This window comes from Paenarthrobacter sp. YJN-5, assembly GCF_015040095.1.
Classification (GTDB): domain Bacteria; phylum Actinomycetota; class Actinomycetes; order Actinomycetales; family Micrococcaceae; genus Arthrobacter; species Arthrobacter ureafaciens.
On the sequence record NZ_CP053544.1, the window covers coordinates 898,041 to 912,394 of the forward strand.

Here is a 14,354-nt window from a genome sequence, read left to right on the forward strand (position 1 = left end):
GTCGAGTCATCGGTAAGCAGCCCTGACAGTCGCCGCACGAACCACGCCCAAGACCGGGACCGCATGACCTCATGAAGGTCAATGCCGAGGTACCGGTTGAAGGAGTAATCGACCAGATCCCACTTATCGAGGATCGCGTCCCACGTGGGGGCGTTGGTGTTTACTTCCTCCGGGATTTCGTAGTATTCGTACGCTCCGGTGAGGGGGTCTTTGCTGCCTCTGCCGTAGCTTTCGAGGTCAAAGCCTCCGCGACTTCCACCGCTGCCTGTAGGGCTTTTGGGTCAATGCCCTGCTCCCAGATCAGTTCCGCGGCAGGGCGACCAGACTGCCAGTCTGCGAGGGCGACGAACGCGGCGCGGGCGATGACTTCGGGGCTGACGGCGTCGGCGGTCATCTCATCGAACGCATCGCCGAGCAGGAAAGCGTAGAACTCCGGGTCGGTCATGGACTCGTCCGTGTCGGGGTTCATGACCTTGTGAAGGTGGATGCCCTGCTCAATGGTCAGGGTCGGGACTGTGTACCGTTTGCCCTTGATGGGGAGGACGATGGGGCCAACGATGTCGGCGAAGTCGCGGAAAGACAAGGGGTGCTCCTGCTCATAAAAGTTTTTTGGGGGTGCTCATGGGTGCGGCCCCACCCGGTTGGTATGCACAGGTGGGGCCGCGATCAAAGGGGCGGGGCTGCTAGGCGCCTCGCGTGTACGCGAGGGCTGCGGAGGTGCCCGTTGCGTTGGTGACGGTGATGTTCGCCGCGCCGGCAGTACCAGCGGGGACGGTCGCGACAATGACCGCGTCGGACACGATGCTGTAGTTGGTCGCGTTGGTCGCGCCGAACTTCACACCAGTCGCGCCGGTCACACTGGTGAAGTACGCACCGGTGATCGTCACGAGGGCACCCTGAGCGGCGCCGGACGGGGTTGCGGAGACAAGCTGCGGGACAGGCGTGGTGACCGTGACATCGGCTACGTTCGCGAGTGCACCGTCGCCCTTGAACTCGACAGTGACCTCATCAAGGTCAGCTACACCGGTCTTCGAACGGTTGTAGGACACAATCGCGCGGCCCTGCACAGCTTCCTTGCCCGTGTCACGCAGGTACCAGCGCACGTAGAGGCGCTGAGCGTCACCGAACACAAGCTGTGTCGCCTTGCACAGGGCGAGGCCGGCGTCGAGGACACCGGCGGTGCGACGCACAAGGGCCTTGACCGAGGCGGTCCAAGACTTCATGGTCGTCTCGGAAACTGACCAGCCGTCCGTGTCATACGCGGATGCGTCCTGGTCGTTGTTCGCGACGTTGGGGTTGAAGTCGTTGACGCCGTTGATCTGCACCCATGTGATGCCGTCAGTGGATACGTCTACCCGGTATTTCCGGGCGAGGTCGTTGGACAATTGGTGCTCCTATGGGGCTGGTCGGTTCGTGGTGGGTGGCAGGTCAACGTCGGCGTAGAAGTTGATTGACACTTCCCACCGTTTGGAGTCGTCTTTGCCGTTCGGGATGGTTGATTGGTGCAGGATTTGGTTTGCGTGGCAGGTGCCGTAGGTGCGGTGTTCCTGCCCGTGGAGCAGGTTGTAAACCTGGTCGCGGATCCCGTCTGGGTCGAGGGGCTGGCCGGGGTTCCCGCGGATGCGTACCTGTAGGGCGATGAGGGACACGGGCACGTGCGGGTTGTCGTCAGCGCCGGGGGAGTAGGTGTTGAGGACGATCACCCGGTCAGGGGTGGTGGGCATGTCCTTGAACACGATCCCGGTTTCCCCCACAAGGTAGGGCGTGTCAGGTCGGTAGGTGCCTATGCCTGCGACGTGCAACTGTTGGGCGATGCCGGTGAGGAAGTCCGTACTGAACGTCACAGGGCTTTCCTCACTTCGTTAGCGACAATCTCAAGCACCACGGGTTTCTCCGTGTGCATGGGCTGTTCGAGGTATTTCGCTTGGCCCTTTTCGTGCCGCCACGTGAGTTCTTCGTGCTGCCGGCGCGCGTAGGGTCCGTCATAGGTGATGGTCGCTTCGTCGCCGTTCACGGTGACTGTTGCGGATCCGACGAGGCGCCCGGTTTCTTCGGGGGTTAGTGGGGCGGCGACGCCTCGGACGTGTTCCATGCCTTTCGCGGCGCCGAGCGGGGCGGCTGTTGCAGCCGCCTCAGCGACCTTGCCCAAGTCCAGGTGGAATGACCAGTCAATCGACACGCGCGTCCCCCTTTTAGGTCAGGTCGATTTCGAGGTGGTCCGGGAGGTCCAACGCCCCTGAGGTGTAGTTAGCGACACCGATCACGAACGCCGTGCGCCCGTCAATGGTCACCTTCGTGTCGGGGGTGAACTTTGGCAGGTGCGCGTTATCGCAGGCGAACATGGAGGATGAGACGACCTCTTGCCCGTTCTTGTCCCTGACGATGCGGCGTTTGTCTTCCAACCACCCAGGCACCGTCACGGGGGCGGCGAACACGGCACCCATCGCGCCCGTGCCCGTGAGGGTTTGGACGGTGAGGGTGTGCACGTAGAAGTCGTCAAGGTCACCCACGTTGGACTCCTGAGGGGGTGATGCCTGCTTGGTGGAGGATCATGAACGCTTCGGCGCAGAGGGTGATGGCGGCGGCGCGCTTAGCTTGGAAAGCGTTTACCGAGCCGGATACCGCCGTGTCATACTCGAAGCTGCCAGAGCCAAGCTTCTTAGCCCGAACCGGCGCCGTGGTGCTGATGCCACCCGCGACCGGGTCAACCCCGGCAGCCACCCAGTACGCGACCTGCGCGCACGTGGCATCCCTGAACGCCTCCAACACCGCAGCGTCGGACGGCAACCCGGCATCGTCCACGCCATACACTGCCGCGACCGTAGCGGACGTGATCAGCATCGACGCGGAGCGGAGCAACTGGGTAGCGTTCGCCGGGGGAGGCCCGCCAGTCCAAGCCGTGAGGGCGGTCGCGTCTGCATAAACCAGAACCATGTATGCCGCCTTCCAACGGGGCAGAGGGGCAGCAACCATGAGTTACTGCCCCCTCCAAGTGGGTGCTAGACCTTGAGGCCCTTGAGCAGGCCGTGAGAGCGCTCGGAACCGTATTCGAGGCCGATTTCGCCGTAGATCTGCACATCGTCGGATGCGCCGGTCTTGGCGAGGGCTTCCTCGAAGAACACGCCCTTGCCGGGGGTGTTCAGGAACACCGGGCGGAGCTGACCCATGGTCACAGCCGCGATGGAGTCCTGCGGCATGTTGCGCTCCAGCATCAGGCCGAAGTCACCGAAGTCGGTAACGATGCGGTCAACCGCGACACCAGCGATACGCTCGCCGGCGTTGATCAGGCCGTGAGCCTGACCGTAAGCGGAAGCGTAGGCCTTCGTGATGGCGAGCTTCTGGGACGAGTTCACGAGCAGGACGGGCATGCCGTTGAGGCCGCCGTTGTCGTAGATGCCCTGGATGAAGGTGTTGACATCATCGACAGCAAGCGCCGCGGTGGACGGGCGGTGCAGGGCGATGTTGGAGGCCGTGCCGAGGGTGATCGGGGCGCCGCCAGCGGTCAGTGCGACCTTGAACGAAACCGTGGTGGAGACGTTCACGACGTAGTACACGCGGCCCGCGACGATGCCCGTGGCAACGTCGGTGTTGTCGAACACGACCTTGTCGCCGTTGGACAGTGCGTGGGTCACGGTGATGGTGTCCGTGGCGGACGTGGCACCCGTGTAGGAGACGCCGGACTTGTCCGTCTTGTTCGTCACGATCGCCTCAAGAATGCCGCGCGTCTGACGCGGGGTAGCGTTCGTGGTCGGGTTGGCGTACTTGCCGTTGATGAACGACCAGTTCACGTCCAAGGCGATGGACTTGATGGCCTGCTGAACCTGCCAGTCCAGTTCGTTGCTGATCGGATTGGACCCGTCAACGCCACGGTACGGCGCGGCGCTCGGGGTGGTGACCTGACCGGAAGTGGCCTGCTTCGTGTACGAAACAGACACCTTTTCCTGGTGGATCTGCGCGACGTTGCGGACGTTCGAGCGGACGCGGCCCTCAGCGCCGGGTGCGGTGGCACCTTCAACGCGGACGCGGGTCTGCTGGTTCGGGTCGCGCAGGTCGTACGTCTGCCACTCGAACTCAACGGACGAGGTCTGACCGCCACCGGTCAGCCCACCAATGGCGGACAGGAACGGGGTCTCGTCGGGGGTCAGGGCGAACAGTTCGCCGTGGTAGTTGGGGAGGTTGAATGTGGTACCGATACCGGTGATGCCGGACATGCGGGCTCCTTCTTAGGGGCTTAGTTGGTGTATGCCTTTTGGCGTTTCAGCTTGATTGCCAGTGCGTGGTCGCCTGCTTTTTCGGCGGCGGCGATCCTCGCGTCAATGCCGACTGTTTCCCCGGTTCCACCGGCAAAATCGGCCCCACCAGCGCCGGGAGCCGGTGCGGCTGCCTTGAGCTTGGGGTTGTTCTTGGCGGCGTTCGTTGCCGCTTCCTTGACCGCTTCCCCGAATTTCGGGTCGGCGGGGTCGAGGTCTTTGATGGCGCGTTCGAACGCGCGGGAGTCTGTGACGGCTGCGGGGTCTACGCCGAGTTCGGCGGCGCTGCGCCAGACGATGAGTTCGGCGGACGTGTCACGGGCTGCGGCGCGTGCGGTGTCGCGTTCGGCTGCGTTGGTCGCGGCGGCGTCCTGCGCTGCTTTGAGGGGGTCCTCAACTTCGTCGCTGATGCCCAAGGCCTTGAGCGCTGCTTTGATTTTCGCGTCGGCTGCGGCTTCGGCCTGCTGCTTTTCGGTGCGGAGGCTTTCCACGAACGCTTCGTCGTAGGTCTTCGCATCCTTGGCGGTGATGACGTGCTCGCCGGGCTTAAGATCAACCTCTACGCCTTCGGGCGCCGGGGCTGCTGCGGCGGGTGTCACGGGCTCGGGTGTTGCTGCGGGAGTAACGGGGGTGTCGCTCATTACGGGAGCCTCCTGGGCTGTCGTTAGTTGGTACTGCGGGTATCGGGTACTCGTTCACGTGCGGGACGGCGCAACAGGCCAGTCTCGGCAGTGAACTCGCGGATACGTGCCTGTATCTCGCGTGCGCGGCGCCTCGCCGCTGCCCTGTCCGTGTCAGTCAAAGCCGCTTGCTCTGCGGTGCGCGCTGCACGGACAAGCCGTTCAAGATGGCGGAGTTTCTGGGTTTCCTTGAACCGTTCCGTAGCCTCAGCGATTTCCTCCGGGGTTCGGGTCACAAGCTTTGTGACGCCGGGGAAGTATGCGATGAGGGTGTGTTTGCAGTTCGGGTGTTGCAACCCGGCTGCGCGGGCTTCCGCCACTGTCCCGGCGACCTGGAACGCGACACGTCCCTTGCCGGTCGCGTCGTCCTCGGTGTACCTGCCGGCGCCCTTGCGGGAAAGGATCCTGCCCTCCCATGGGAGGCAGAGCTTGCAGGGGAACCCGGTCGGTGCGATGGTCCAGTATTGGATGCCAAGGGAGGTCATGCGGTCTTGGTGGGATTCGTTGTACGCGCGGATGGCTGCGGCGCGGGTTGCCATCTCGACGTAGGTGGAGAGGGTCCAGTCACGGCCCGCTGAATCGCGGAACCCGGTAACGCCCCCGTCAGTGAGCTCCCGCCATGCTTCGCGTTGCGCTTGCTGAGGGGTGCCGCCGACAACCATGCCGATAGATGCTTTCGCGGTGGCTGCTTGGTACGCGTCGGTACTGAACCGGGTGATGCGCTGGTTAGCGGCGGTGAGCCTGTCCGTTAGGTCGCGGGCGATGTGCTGCGCGGCGTTGAGCCCGTGCGGGGTTACCTGCGTGCCAGTGGCGCGGGTGTAGCGTTCCCGTAAAGCGGGGTGGTCCGTGAGGGCTTCACGCACTTCGCGGAGGGCGGCGGTGCTGCCCCGGCGTGCCGCTTCGACAGCGACACCCTGGGACAGTGCACCAACCTCTAACCCGAGCCGGGTAGCAATGGACCGCGCGAGGGCCTGCAACGCGGCGTACAGGGACCGTTGCGCCTGTGGTGAGTCATCGCCTAGGTGTTGGGCGATGATCGCCGCTGATCCGGCGATGAGTTCCTGCTCCGCTTCAGCGTACTTACTGACCAGCGCCGCTGTTGCTACCTCGATCGTTACCGGTAGGCTGTCCACCGGTTCCGGTTGGGGTTGCGCCATCGTTTACCACCGTTCCGAACGTCGCCGGGTCGGGGAAGACCGACTTCTCTTGCTGGATCTTCGCGGCCTCGGCCGATATCTGCGTCTCATCCCAGTCCGGGTGCAGGATCAGCAACCGGGTTTCGATCGACGCGGACTCAGCCTGCTTGAGCAGGTTCACAGTCGCCGCCAACGCTTCAAGCGGGGTCTGTACCGCATCAGCGAACGCGACCGTCACCGGCGCCGGCACAAGGTTCGTGCCGAACAAGGCCGCGTCCATGGCGAGGGCTTTGAACAGGATGCGTTCCAGCGCCGGGGTTGCGGCGCGGATCTTCCGGTCACGGGTCAGGTACGAGCGGCGTTCCTTCGCGGTCACCTCAGTCGCTGTCTTATCCCCACCGCTGGTGTCTTTTTCGCCGAACGTCTGCGAGCTGTAACCGGCTGTTCGGATGATGACCGCGAGCAGTGCCGCAGCCATTTCCAGGTGCTCGGTCACGCGGATGTCGAACTGGACCTTCTCGATCGCGAGCTTCGAATCAGCCGCGGCGCCGGGGGACGCGAGGACTTCTGAGATGATCGCCCGGTCGTTATCGAACGCGGCGCCCTTACCTGGGCCGAGGTCGTTCATCATGTAGGACGGGACGACGAGGCGGGCTTTGCCGAGCTCAAGTTCCCGCATCAACGACGAGTACACGCGGTCCAGGGCGTCGAGGAATGATTCGATGCCGTCAAGGTCGCTGCGTCCGAGGTAGGCGCCGTGTGGGTCGGTGCGCCATTTCCGGGTGGGGGTCATGTTGGGGACGTATTCGACGGCGAGGCCGGGGGTTTGGGTGCTGATGACCGAGTTGGCGTCAACCACGTCAGCGAGGTGCTTCGTCGCGGCGGACTCGGTCAACGGGATGCGGTTGCCGATGTCCGTGGCGGAGCCCTGGTAGAGGGCTTGCTCGATGACGCCGATACCGAAACTGTTCATGCTGTGGTGTTCGAGGTGGCGGGTGAACACCGTGCCCTCAACGTCCACCACCCGCCAGAACGTGACCTCAACCAGACGCCCGTACCGGAACACCGGTAAAGCGCCGTCAGCGTCAACCTTCGTCAGGAACACGTGATTGTAGAGGCTGTCATCCCATGTTGCGCGGAGGTACGAACCGCCCAGCGCGGCGGCGACCTCAGCGGAGGCGATCAGGGTCTGGTCGAACCCCGCCCCGGTGATCAGGTCAAGACGGTCCTGCACGGCTTTGTTCTTGCCCTTGCTGTCCTCCACGGTGAACGTGGGCGGCTCGGAGTAGAGCAGGTCAGCGGACACTTGGCACAGGTCGGAGGCCAGGGGCACATGCAGTTTCGTGACGCCGGCTTCCCCGTCACTGCCCTTGGGGGTCCAGAACCAGTCCGCGACCCGGTTGAGCAGGCCGCGGCGTACACCGGCTGGGCCGGGGGTTCCGTTCGCGGAGTAGGCGGTGCGGAGCATGTTGACGTCGTTCGCGTACCACGCGGACCAGATTGCGTAGTCTTCGTGGATGTGTGCGACGTTCCGTGGGGGCCACTCGGCGCCGTTGACGGGCAAAGCCATTAGGTGGCCCTCCTTGGTACGATTGGGGGATGAGGAAACTTGTGGGGGTGGTCACGGTGTTGTTGCTCGTGGCCGGGTGTTCCGCTGGTACGGGCGAGGCGGGGTTTGTTGACCGCGTCAAGGGGTCCGTGCGCACGCCTGATGGCGGTGACTATGGTTCACTGGTGCAGGTCGGTCGTGACGTGTGCGCGTCGAAGGACACAGCAGCCGCAACGGCCCAGCAGTGGGCTGATGCGGGGTTCCGTGAGGACGAGGCGAAGTCGATTGTCACCGCAGCCGTTGAGACGCTCTGCCCTGACCGTAAACCGTGGCTTGACGGGCACTAACCCGCCGGGTGGTTCATGTAGGGGCGCCAGTTCGTTTCCGTGGAAACGACGGCGTACCTAAGGGCATCGACACTATGGTCGTTTACCTTCATGGGCTTGTCTTCGCCTTGCTCGGTTGCCTTAGCGTCCCAGGCGTATTCGGACATTTCACCGATGAGGCCCGTGCACTTGTCCGACACCCGCAACCTGCCGCTGTCAAGGACTGACGCGACGGTTTGGATGCCGTACAGCACTTCGTTGTTCGCGGGGAACATGTTCACGATGCCCTGCGACGCCATCTCCACCCGCAGCGACGCGGCGGACGGGTCATGGATCAACCATTCCGGCATGGGCCTAGTGCCGTCAGGGAGCGTGAGCCCGTCGAGCCATTTGGTGATGCCCTCAACGATCGCGGCGTTGGTCAAGTTGATCTGATCGGCTTTGGAGTCGTGCCGCCACTCATCTATTGCGTAGAGCCGGTAGTCCTCGCCGAGGCCGAGCAGGATCGCGCTGGTGGCGTTCGTGGTGCCGTAGTCGATCCCGAGCCCGAGAATGCGCTGCATCCTGGGTAGGTCGGCGTACTTCACAATGTGCGAATCAGCTGACCACATGTCATAGATCGCGCCCTCAGCGTTCGTCCACTCACCCTTGATCATGCGGTCGTAGAACACGCCCGAGTAAGACGCCTTCATGTCGCGCATGTAGTCCGCCGTCAACGATGGGTTGTCATCCATGGTGAAGTGGAAGACTTGCATGTTCTTCTGGCGGGCTTGCAGGATCCACTCTGTACGGAGCCAGTGACGTGTGGAGCCTGGGTTAGTGGTTGCGAGCAGGCGGGGCGGGTTGGGTGTGCGGAGACGGGAGACAAGCATCTCCCAAAACCCCGTGGTGTTGTCCTTACCCCGCGGCAACAGCGTCGCTTCATCAACGTATGCGAGTTCGATCGTGGAGCCGCGGATCTTTTCCTCAGAGCGGGCGTCGTTCGCCCCAACGAGGTGCACGGTCTTCCCGAGGATGATCGCGACACCGGAACCTTTGGTGTGTTGGATCGCGCCGGCAGCGAGCCCGTACAGGCGTGCGTCCATGAGTGGTTCGAGGATGTTCCGCTCAATGGTTTGCAGGGTTTTGCCGATGATGACGATAAGGCCGGTGCCCTCGGTTTTTTTGATCGCGATGAGGAACGCGAACAGTGAGGCGATGGTCTTGCCAGCGGAGACGGCACCGACCCATAGGCTGATCTTGACGGGTGGTACGTCGTCGCTGATTTGGGTGGCGCGGACGATGGAGTTGATTTGCTTTTGGGACAGGGGCGCGGTCACTCTGGCTGCCCGTCGCTGGTCGGGTTGAACGCTTGCGCGAGTCCGTTGATGAGCTTGTCCATGACCGAATCAACCTCGGCGGTCTGGTTGCCGTCTTCCTTGGGCGCGAGACGGGCGATCGTGCCAGCGTGGGAGGCCAGGGATGAGGCGTTGGAGCGTTTATCGTTGGGTGGGATGAAGTCGAGTTCCCGGACTTCCTCCGCGCCCGCCATAGCCCGCAGCACGGTCTTCCATTTCTGTTCGCCGCGTTGCACTTTGCGTATCTCGGCGGCGTCGTGCTCGGCGATACCGATCACGTCCAGCCGCAGAGCGCTGATGCGTTCCTGCGCGGTGAGGACGTTCTTTTCGATCGCGGCTTTCTGGTCCGTGGAGTCGTACCTCATGCCGTTCCGGGTCATCCATTGCCCGACAGTGGACTTAGCTTTGTTCAGGTGGGCTGCGATGTCGCGGTGGGAGTCGCCGCGTTCGTAGGCTTCTTTGATGTAGGCCTTGTCCGTCTCGGATAGTGCCGGTGGTCGTCGGGTCGCCAACTGGCACCTCCTGGATGCGCTCGGCGGTGGTTATGTGGTGTGGTTCCACCCTTTGGTTTCGTAGAACAGTGCCCAGTCTTTGGGTGTGGGTAGCCACGGCTTGGGGGCTTGGAGGCCTGCGGCGGTGATGGCTGTTTGGGCTAGGGCGGAGCAGGTTGTTGGTCCCCGGTTCGCAAGCCATTGCTGGATGCGTGGGGGCGTGTCTGTGCGGGTAATGGCCGCGATGGCGTGGGCTGCGCAGGCGAGGTAGTCGTACCGGACACCGATGCTGTATTCGGCGATACCGGCGATCAAATGGGCTTGCCGGTCAGTCAGCACGTACCGTGACCATGTCACATGCGGGTAGTCGCTGATGAGCCGGCGCCTCGTCCCACCGGGTTCAGCGCTGATGCATTGGACCTCGGATGTGGCAATGATGACGTGCGAGGTGTCGCAGCGGGTCACCCATTCGATGATGCGGGAGATGGGGTGCCGTGATTTGCGGACCAACCCAACCTGACCAGTGATCATGACGCCCTCTTGCATCTGTGACACCGTGTGCGGGTGGTGGGCGGGAAAACGCCGAGCTCGCAGAGGGTGTAGACCTTGAACGTGGTGGCGCTGGGTGACGCGCAGGTGGGGCACCAAACCCCTTGTGCGGTTACCTCGGCGTGGAGGGTGAGCAGGATCGCCATGCGGTTACCTCCATGTGCGGAGCCAGCGGCGAGGCCGGTACAACACCAACCACCGCCGCCTCATGCTGTGAGGATCGTCAACGAGGACAGGTCGAACCCGTCCGGGGTCACGTCGAACACCATCAACCCAGGATCACTGTCGCGTCCGTCAACCTGCCGGAACCAGTCAGAACCGTTGTCCAGGGTGGGGGCGCCGAGGCAGTACCGTTGACGCCCGTTCACGGGGTTACGGCCTGCTACGGAGGCGCTGAATGAGTGGTAGTGACCGTGGACAAGAACGTCAGCGGTAGCGGCTGCTTGCGCGCCGAATGCTTGTTTCTGCCACCAAGCCACAGCTTGACCGGGTCCGAACTGGTTACCGTGTACGAGGCCGATACGGGTGCCGTGGAAGTCCACAGCCACACTCTCGTCGTACTCGGCTGGGCGGACCCATGACACGTCCATGCCAGCGGCGGCGGTGACCTTGCCGACTTGCTTGTGCATGAATAGGCCGAGGTCGTCGGATGGTTTGCCGAGGTTTTGTTTCCCGCACCGCCATGCAGCATGGTTGCTTGGTATGCCTGCGACGGTGACGGGTGCGAACTGGTGGGCGAGGTTGATGAACTCGAACAGCTCTGTCCCGTATGTGTCGAGTTGACCGGACAGTGACAGGTCGTTGGTGAACATGGGGTTACCCCCGGACTCGAACCCTTCGATACCGTCGCCAGCGTCGGCGATGAGGATCTGCGAGGGGGTGCGTTCCTCAAGTAGCCGGTAGAGCTTCTTCCGGATCAGGGTGGAACGTTCGATGAGCTCAACGGTTCCGCCTCGGGATCCGGTCTTGCCGATCTGCGGGTCAGCCCACACCACAATTGTGGCGCGATCGCTACCATTCTGTGATGGCTGCGGGGTGGCCTGCTTGGCTGCTGCGTAGAGGGCCGGCAGGTTGATGTCCTCCGCGGCTGCGTCAACGGGCTTGGGCCGTACGTTGTTCAGCTTGTTCCAGAAACCGTTCCCAGTAGCGTTGGATGTCCAGCCCCAGGAGAACGTCACCTTGTCAGGGTCTTGCCCAGTGGAGCGGATGAACTCGCGGTAGTCCTCAAATCCCCACGGACGTAGGGAAAAGCGTACATAGTTCGCAGACCCGTCTGCGTTGTGCGTTTCGGATTCGCCGGCCTCAGCCTTGGGCTGTGTGCCGCATGAGCAGTCACCGTTGCGGTGGTTGTTGACGCTGGACTTACCAACCCCGGCGAGCTTGGCGGCTTCGCGGGATGTGAGGTTGTCCCATTCGGGGAGGTTGGCGCCTGCTGCTGTGGCGTACTTGCAGGCGGTCATGGTGGGCTCCCTTGCTCATGGGTAAGTGTTGTCTCTGGTTTTGCTTCCGGTTTGCCTGAGACGGTTTCCGGTGGTTCGCCGCGCTTGGGTCCGTGTTCTTATGTGACGGCTCACTTGGGCGGGACGTTTTGGCAAAGTCTGCGGGAATCGAACCCGCGCTTTCGGTTTTGGAGACCGATGGGCTACCACTACACCAAGACGATGCGTGCCATTTACCACGCGTCCGTGGCTTCGATGATGACTCACCGCCCCGCGCTGTACCGTGTAGGCGCTACAGGGACTAACGAGCGCCACAATGGGCGCTGTGCCCTGCCGCCGAAGCGAGCAGGGGTTGAGCAGGGCATTGAGGGATCGAACCCCAATTGGCGGGTTTGGAAGCCGCTGTCTTGCCATTAGACGAATGCCCCGATGGACCCCGCACGCTCATGTTCATGCGGGGCTATTTAGTTGTCCGGTCCCGGTTGCGGGGTTTCCGGTGGTTTGGTCCTGTGGTGTGGCAGCGCTGGGCATGCGCCACGTCTCAGATGAGCGGCTGAGGGAAGGCGTTCACCACACCACAGGGGCTTTTAGCGGGTTCCAGGCGGATAAGCGCCGAACCCTTGCGAAGGCTTTGAATCGTTGATGCCGAGGGTGATGGGGATTTCGATAGTCCCAATCTCTTTGGGTTCGTCCGCGCCAACTTGAATGAGGACCTTCGCGAGGATGCTCTTTACTACAGCGGCCATGGGTTGCTCATTTCTTGAGGTTGGTTAGCTCGGTGGCTTCGGGCGGTTGGATGTGGTCATTCAGGAATCGTGTTTCGTCCAGGAGGTGGAGGACGTTGCAGCGAAGCTTGATGACGGGCATGTGCTCACGACTGTGGTGTGCGCAGAACAGGAGCTCGCCGCTGTCAGGGTAGCCGGCGTCATTCAATCCGGTTTCGATGATGACGTGCACGTACGCGCGACTGCCACAAGCATCGCACCTGTGGAGGGCGTTCAACGTGGGTTTGTGCATTTCCGCCGCCATCGCGAAGCCCCGATTCATCTGGCGCTACTCACCGGTGATGTAACCCGTGATGCGCGGCTTACCATGCTCCCGGCGAACCTTCGCGATATGCGTAAGCAAGTCGGGATCCTTTTCGAAGTTCTCGCGGTTGCCAACCCGGAGGTGAGCGAACTGCTTGTGACGTTCGCGTTCAACGTCCCTGCCGCCCGGTTCGGTGGCGAGGACATCAACGAGGTCAACGCGTAAGCCGAGCATACGTTCTTGCATGTTTTGGGTGAATCCGATCTTGATGTACTCGCCGATTCGGATGTAGTAGACCTGCCGTTGGGCTGCGTACGCTTCTTTGCGTCGCGCGTCCCGTTCGTCTTTGGCTGTGGGTGCTGGCGGCTTGGGCTTGAGCACCGCGTGAACGTTGTTCAGCGTCCCATCCAGGAGCTTGAAAACGCTATATGCGTGCTTGAAGCAGATGGGGAATGGCGCGTCAACCATGGAGATTGCGTCGCAGAACTCGCCATTTGAGATGGTGGCCGTGCAGCGGGTGAGTAGTGTAGGGTGCTTCATATCGACTCCTAAACAGTCGGTCACGCTCCCGGATGCTGGCAGGCATTGCGGGAGCTTTTACGTGCTCAAAAGTGAAGCTCCCGAGCCGGCTGGCTGGGAGCTTCATTTGGATCTGAATATTTCAGGATAAAATTAGAATAGGACGGAATCGTGCAACTTGTCAACACTTCTTGCACTAAGTTGCGGGAACTTCGTCAAAGTGTGGTGCGAGAGCGAATCGGTAGACGGTGTTTTGGATGTCGAAGTGCTCATCCCAGCTAGCTTCCGGGTATTCATCACCGGAGGAAAGCTCGTTGTACTGGCGCTGATACCTGCGGGCGTTGAGCTTGTGGTATTCCGCCATGAGTTCAGCGTCTGTGAATCTTTTGTCTACCATGCCGGTTGCGAGGGCTTCGGGCATCCACTGGCCTTTATACCGGACAATGTTGGGTATCTCTGCGTGCCTTGGGTGGTAGGTGAGGAACCCGCATTGGACTTCCCTCATGCTGCTTTTCCTTCGAGTTCGATGATGCGGTCGATGGCTACTTGCAAGGGGTGTCCTGCGTCGTTGAATGAGCCTGCGATTAGTTCGAAGGCGAGCATGTCGCGGCGTTCCTCGCGCTTTTGCTCGACCTTCCACTGTGCGATGGCCTCGGCGGCTGCGAGGTATTCGAGGCCTGTTTTGCGGGCGTAGTCGGCGCTTGCGGTTTTGCATGACCATGTGCCGGCGTCTGAGCCTACGTCTACGTGTGGGACGCCGTCACGGTCAACTATCTCGGCTGTGGGCAGTTCGGAGCGGCGGATGAACAGGTATTCGGCTTCTATCGCGAGGGCTGCGGCTTTGTCCTGGCGTCGCGGCTGCCCGTCTGGTCGTGTGCCGAGTTCTTTATCGGCGGCGGTCGCGATCAGTTGGGCGAGACGGTTCGTTTCGTTGTTCATGGGTTCCCTTTGCGCTATTGCTGCGCCGTCGAAGTATTAGGGGATCGGTAAGGTCTGGGTTTGATCTTCTGCCACCAGGATTTGTGCTGCGCAACGGCATGACCGCACCG

20 protein-coding genes and 1 tRNA gene are annotated in these 14,354 nt (G+C 62.2%); 1 reads left to right on the forward strand and 20 read right to left on the reverse strand.

Annotated elements, in window-relative coordinates; translation table 11 throughout:
- Positions 1–160 precede the first annotated feature (160 nt).
- The 10 genes from HMI59_RS04235 to HMI59_RS04280 all read right to left on the reverse strand — a co-directional run bounded on the left by HMI59_RS04235 (position 161) and on the right by HMI59_RS04280 (position 7,636).
- Entirely contained in the window at positions 161–583 is a 423-nt protein-coding gene (locus HMI59_RS04235) for a hypothetical protein (RefSeq protein WP_193592916.1), read from the reverse strand.
- Positions 584–683: 100 nt separating this feature from the next.
- On the reverse strand, positions 684–1,385 hold the full coding sequence (locus HMI59_RS04240) for a phage tail tube protein (RefSeq protein ID WP_193592917.1): 702 nt from the start codon (positions 1,383–1,385) through the stop codon (positions 684–686).
- A gap of 9 nt (positions 1,386–1,394) precedes the next feature.
- Positions 1,395–1,844, reverse strand: coding sequence for a minor capsid protein (locus tag HMI59_RS04245; protein WP_193592918.1), 450 nt, complete (start codon positions 1,842–1,844; stop codon positions 1,395–1,397).
- Positions 1,841–2,179, reverse strand: a complete 339-nt coding sequence (locus tag HMI59_RS04250; RefSeq protein ID WP_227471533.1) for a minor capsid protein — start codon at positions 2,177–2,179, stop codon at positions 1,841–1,843. Before HMI59_RS04250 ends, HMI59_RS04245 begins: the two co-directional genes overlap by 4 nt.
- A 13-nt stretch (positions 2,180–2,192) precedes the next feature.
- Positions 2,193–2,510, reverse strand: coding sequence for a hypothetical protein (locus HMI59_RS04255; RefSeq protein WP_193592919.1), 318 nt, complete (start codon positions 2,508–2,510; stop codon positions 2,193–2,195).
- Positions 2,503–2,934 (reverse strand): hypothetical protein, encoded by a 432-nt coding sequence (locus HMI59_RS04260; RefSeq protein ID WP_193592920.1) that lies wholly within the window; start codon positions 2,932–2,934, stop codon positions 2,503–2,505. Before HMI59_RS04260 ends, HMI59_RS04255 begins: the two co-directional genes overlap by 8 nt.
- A 65-nt stretch (positions 2,935–2,999) precedes the next feature.
- Positions 3,000–4,211 (reverse strand): DUF5309 family protein, encoded by a 1,212-nt coding sequence (locus tag HMI59_RS04265; RefSeq protein ID WP_193592921.1) that lies wholly within the window; start codon positions 4,209–4,211, stop codon positions 3,000–3,002.
- Between the two features lie 20 nt (positions 4,212–4,231).
- Entirely contained in the window at positions 4,232–4,891 is a 660-nt protein-coding gene (locus HMI59_RS04270) for a hypothetical protein (RefSeq protein ID WP_193592922.1), read from the reverse strand.
- A gap of 23 nt (positions 4,892–4,914) precedes the next feature.
- Positions 4,915–6,087 carry a phage minor capsid protein gene (locus HMI59_RS04275; RefSeq protein WP_193592923.1) on the reverse strand — a complete coding sequence of 391 codons (1,173 nt, stop codon included), beginning with the start codon at positions 6,085–6,087 and terminating at the stop codon, positions 4,915–4,917.
- Entirely contained in the window at positions 6,011–7,636 is a 1,626-nt protein-coding gene (locus HMI59_RS04280; protein ID WP_193592924.1) for a phage portal protein, read from the reverse strand. The genes HMI59_RS04275 and HMI59_RS04280 overlap by 77 nt, the downstream gene beginning before the upstream one ends.
- Positions 7,637–7,665: 29 nt before the next feature.
- Between HMI59_RS04280 and HMI59_RS04285 the strand changes: the two genes are divergently transcribed.
- A complete protein-coding gene (locus tag HMI59_RS04285; RefSeq protein ID WP_193592925.1) occupies positions 7,666–7,962 on the forward strand; it encodes a DUF732 domain-containing protein in 297 nt (98 codons plus the stop codon).
- Here HMI59_RS04285 and HMI59_RS04290 read toward each other — a convergent pair.
- The 10 genes from HMI59_RS04290 to HMI59_RS04335 all read right to left on the reverse strand — a co-directional run bounded on the left by HMI59_RS04290 (position 7,959) and on the right by HMI59_RS04335 (position 14,244).
- Positions 7,959–9,260: a PBSX family phage terminase large subunit gene (locus HMI59_RS04290; RefSeq protein ID WP_193592926.1), complete on the reverse strand. Its 1,302-nt coding sequence runs from the start codon at positions 9,258–9,260 to the stop codon at positions 7,959–7,961. The two genes, HMI59_RS04285 and HMI59_RS04290, sit on opposite strands and share 4 nt — an antisense overlap.
- Complete coding sequence (locus tag HMI59_RS04295) at positions 9,257–9,790, reverse strand: helix-turn-helix domain-containing protein (RefSeq protein ID WP_193592927.1); 534 nt, start codon at positions 9,788–9,790, stop codon at positions 9,257–9,259. Before HMI59_RS04295 ends, HMI59_RS04290 begins: the two co-directional genes overlap by 4 nt.
- Positions 9,791–9,820: 30 nt before the next feature.
- Positions 9,821–10,300: a hypothetical protein gene (locus HMI59_RS04300; protein WP_193592928.1), complete on the reverse strand. Its 480-nt coding sequence runs from the start codon at positions 10,298–10,300 to the stop codon at positions 9,821–9,823.
- Positions 10,301–10,524: 224 nt separating this feature from the next.
- Positions 10,525–11,778 (reverse strand): hypothetical protein, encoded by a 1,254-nt coding sequence (locus HMI59_RS04305; RefSeq protein WP_193592929.1) that lies wholly within the window; start codon positions 11,776–11,778, stop codon positions 10,525–10,527.
- A 336-nt stretch (positions 11,779–12,114) separates the two neighbouring features.
- Positions 12,115–12,185, reverse strand: a tRNA-Trp gene (locus tag HMI59_RS04310).
- 159 nt (positions 12,186–12,344) lie between these two features.
- Entirely contained in the window at positions 12,345–12,503 is a 159-nt protein-coding gene (locus HMI59_RS04315) for a hypothetical protein (protein WP_021470880.1), read from the reverse strand.
- 7 nt (positions 12,504–12,510) lie between these two features.
- Entirely contained in the window at positions 12,511–12,774 is a 264-nt protein-coding gene (locus HMI59_RS04320; RefSeq protein ID WP_193593856.1) for a hypothetical protein, read from the reverse strand.
- Positions 12,775–12,810: 36 nt separating this feature from the next.
- Positions 12,811–13,326, reverse strand: coding sequence for a GIY-YIG nuclease family protein (locus tag HMI59_RS04325; RefSeq protein ID WP_193592930.1), 516 nt, complete (start codon positions 13,324–13,326; stop codon positions 12,811–12,813).
- Positions 13,327–13,501: 175 nt separating this feature from the next.
- On the reverse strand, positions 13,502–13,810 hold the full coding sequence (locus HMI59_RS04330; RefSeq protein WP_193592931.1) for a hypothetical protein: 309 nt from the start codon (positions 13,808–13,810) through the stop codon (positions 13,502–13,504).
- A complete protein-coding gene (locus HMI59_RS04335; RefSeq protein WP_193592932.1) occupies positions 13,807–14,244 on the reverse strand; it encodes a hypothetical protein in 438 nt (145 codons plus the stop codon). The genes HMI59_RS04330 and HMI59_RS04335 overlap by 4 nt, the downstream gene beginning before the upstream one ends.
- Positions 14,245–14,354 lie beyond the last annotated feature (110 nt).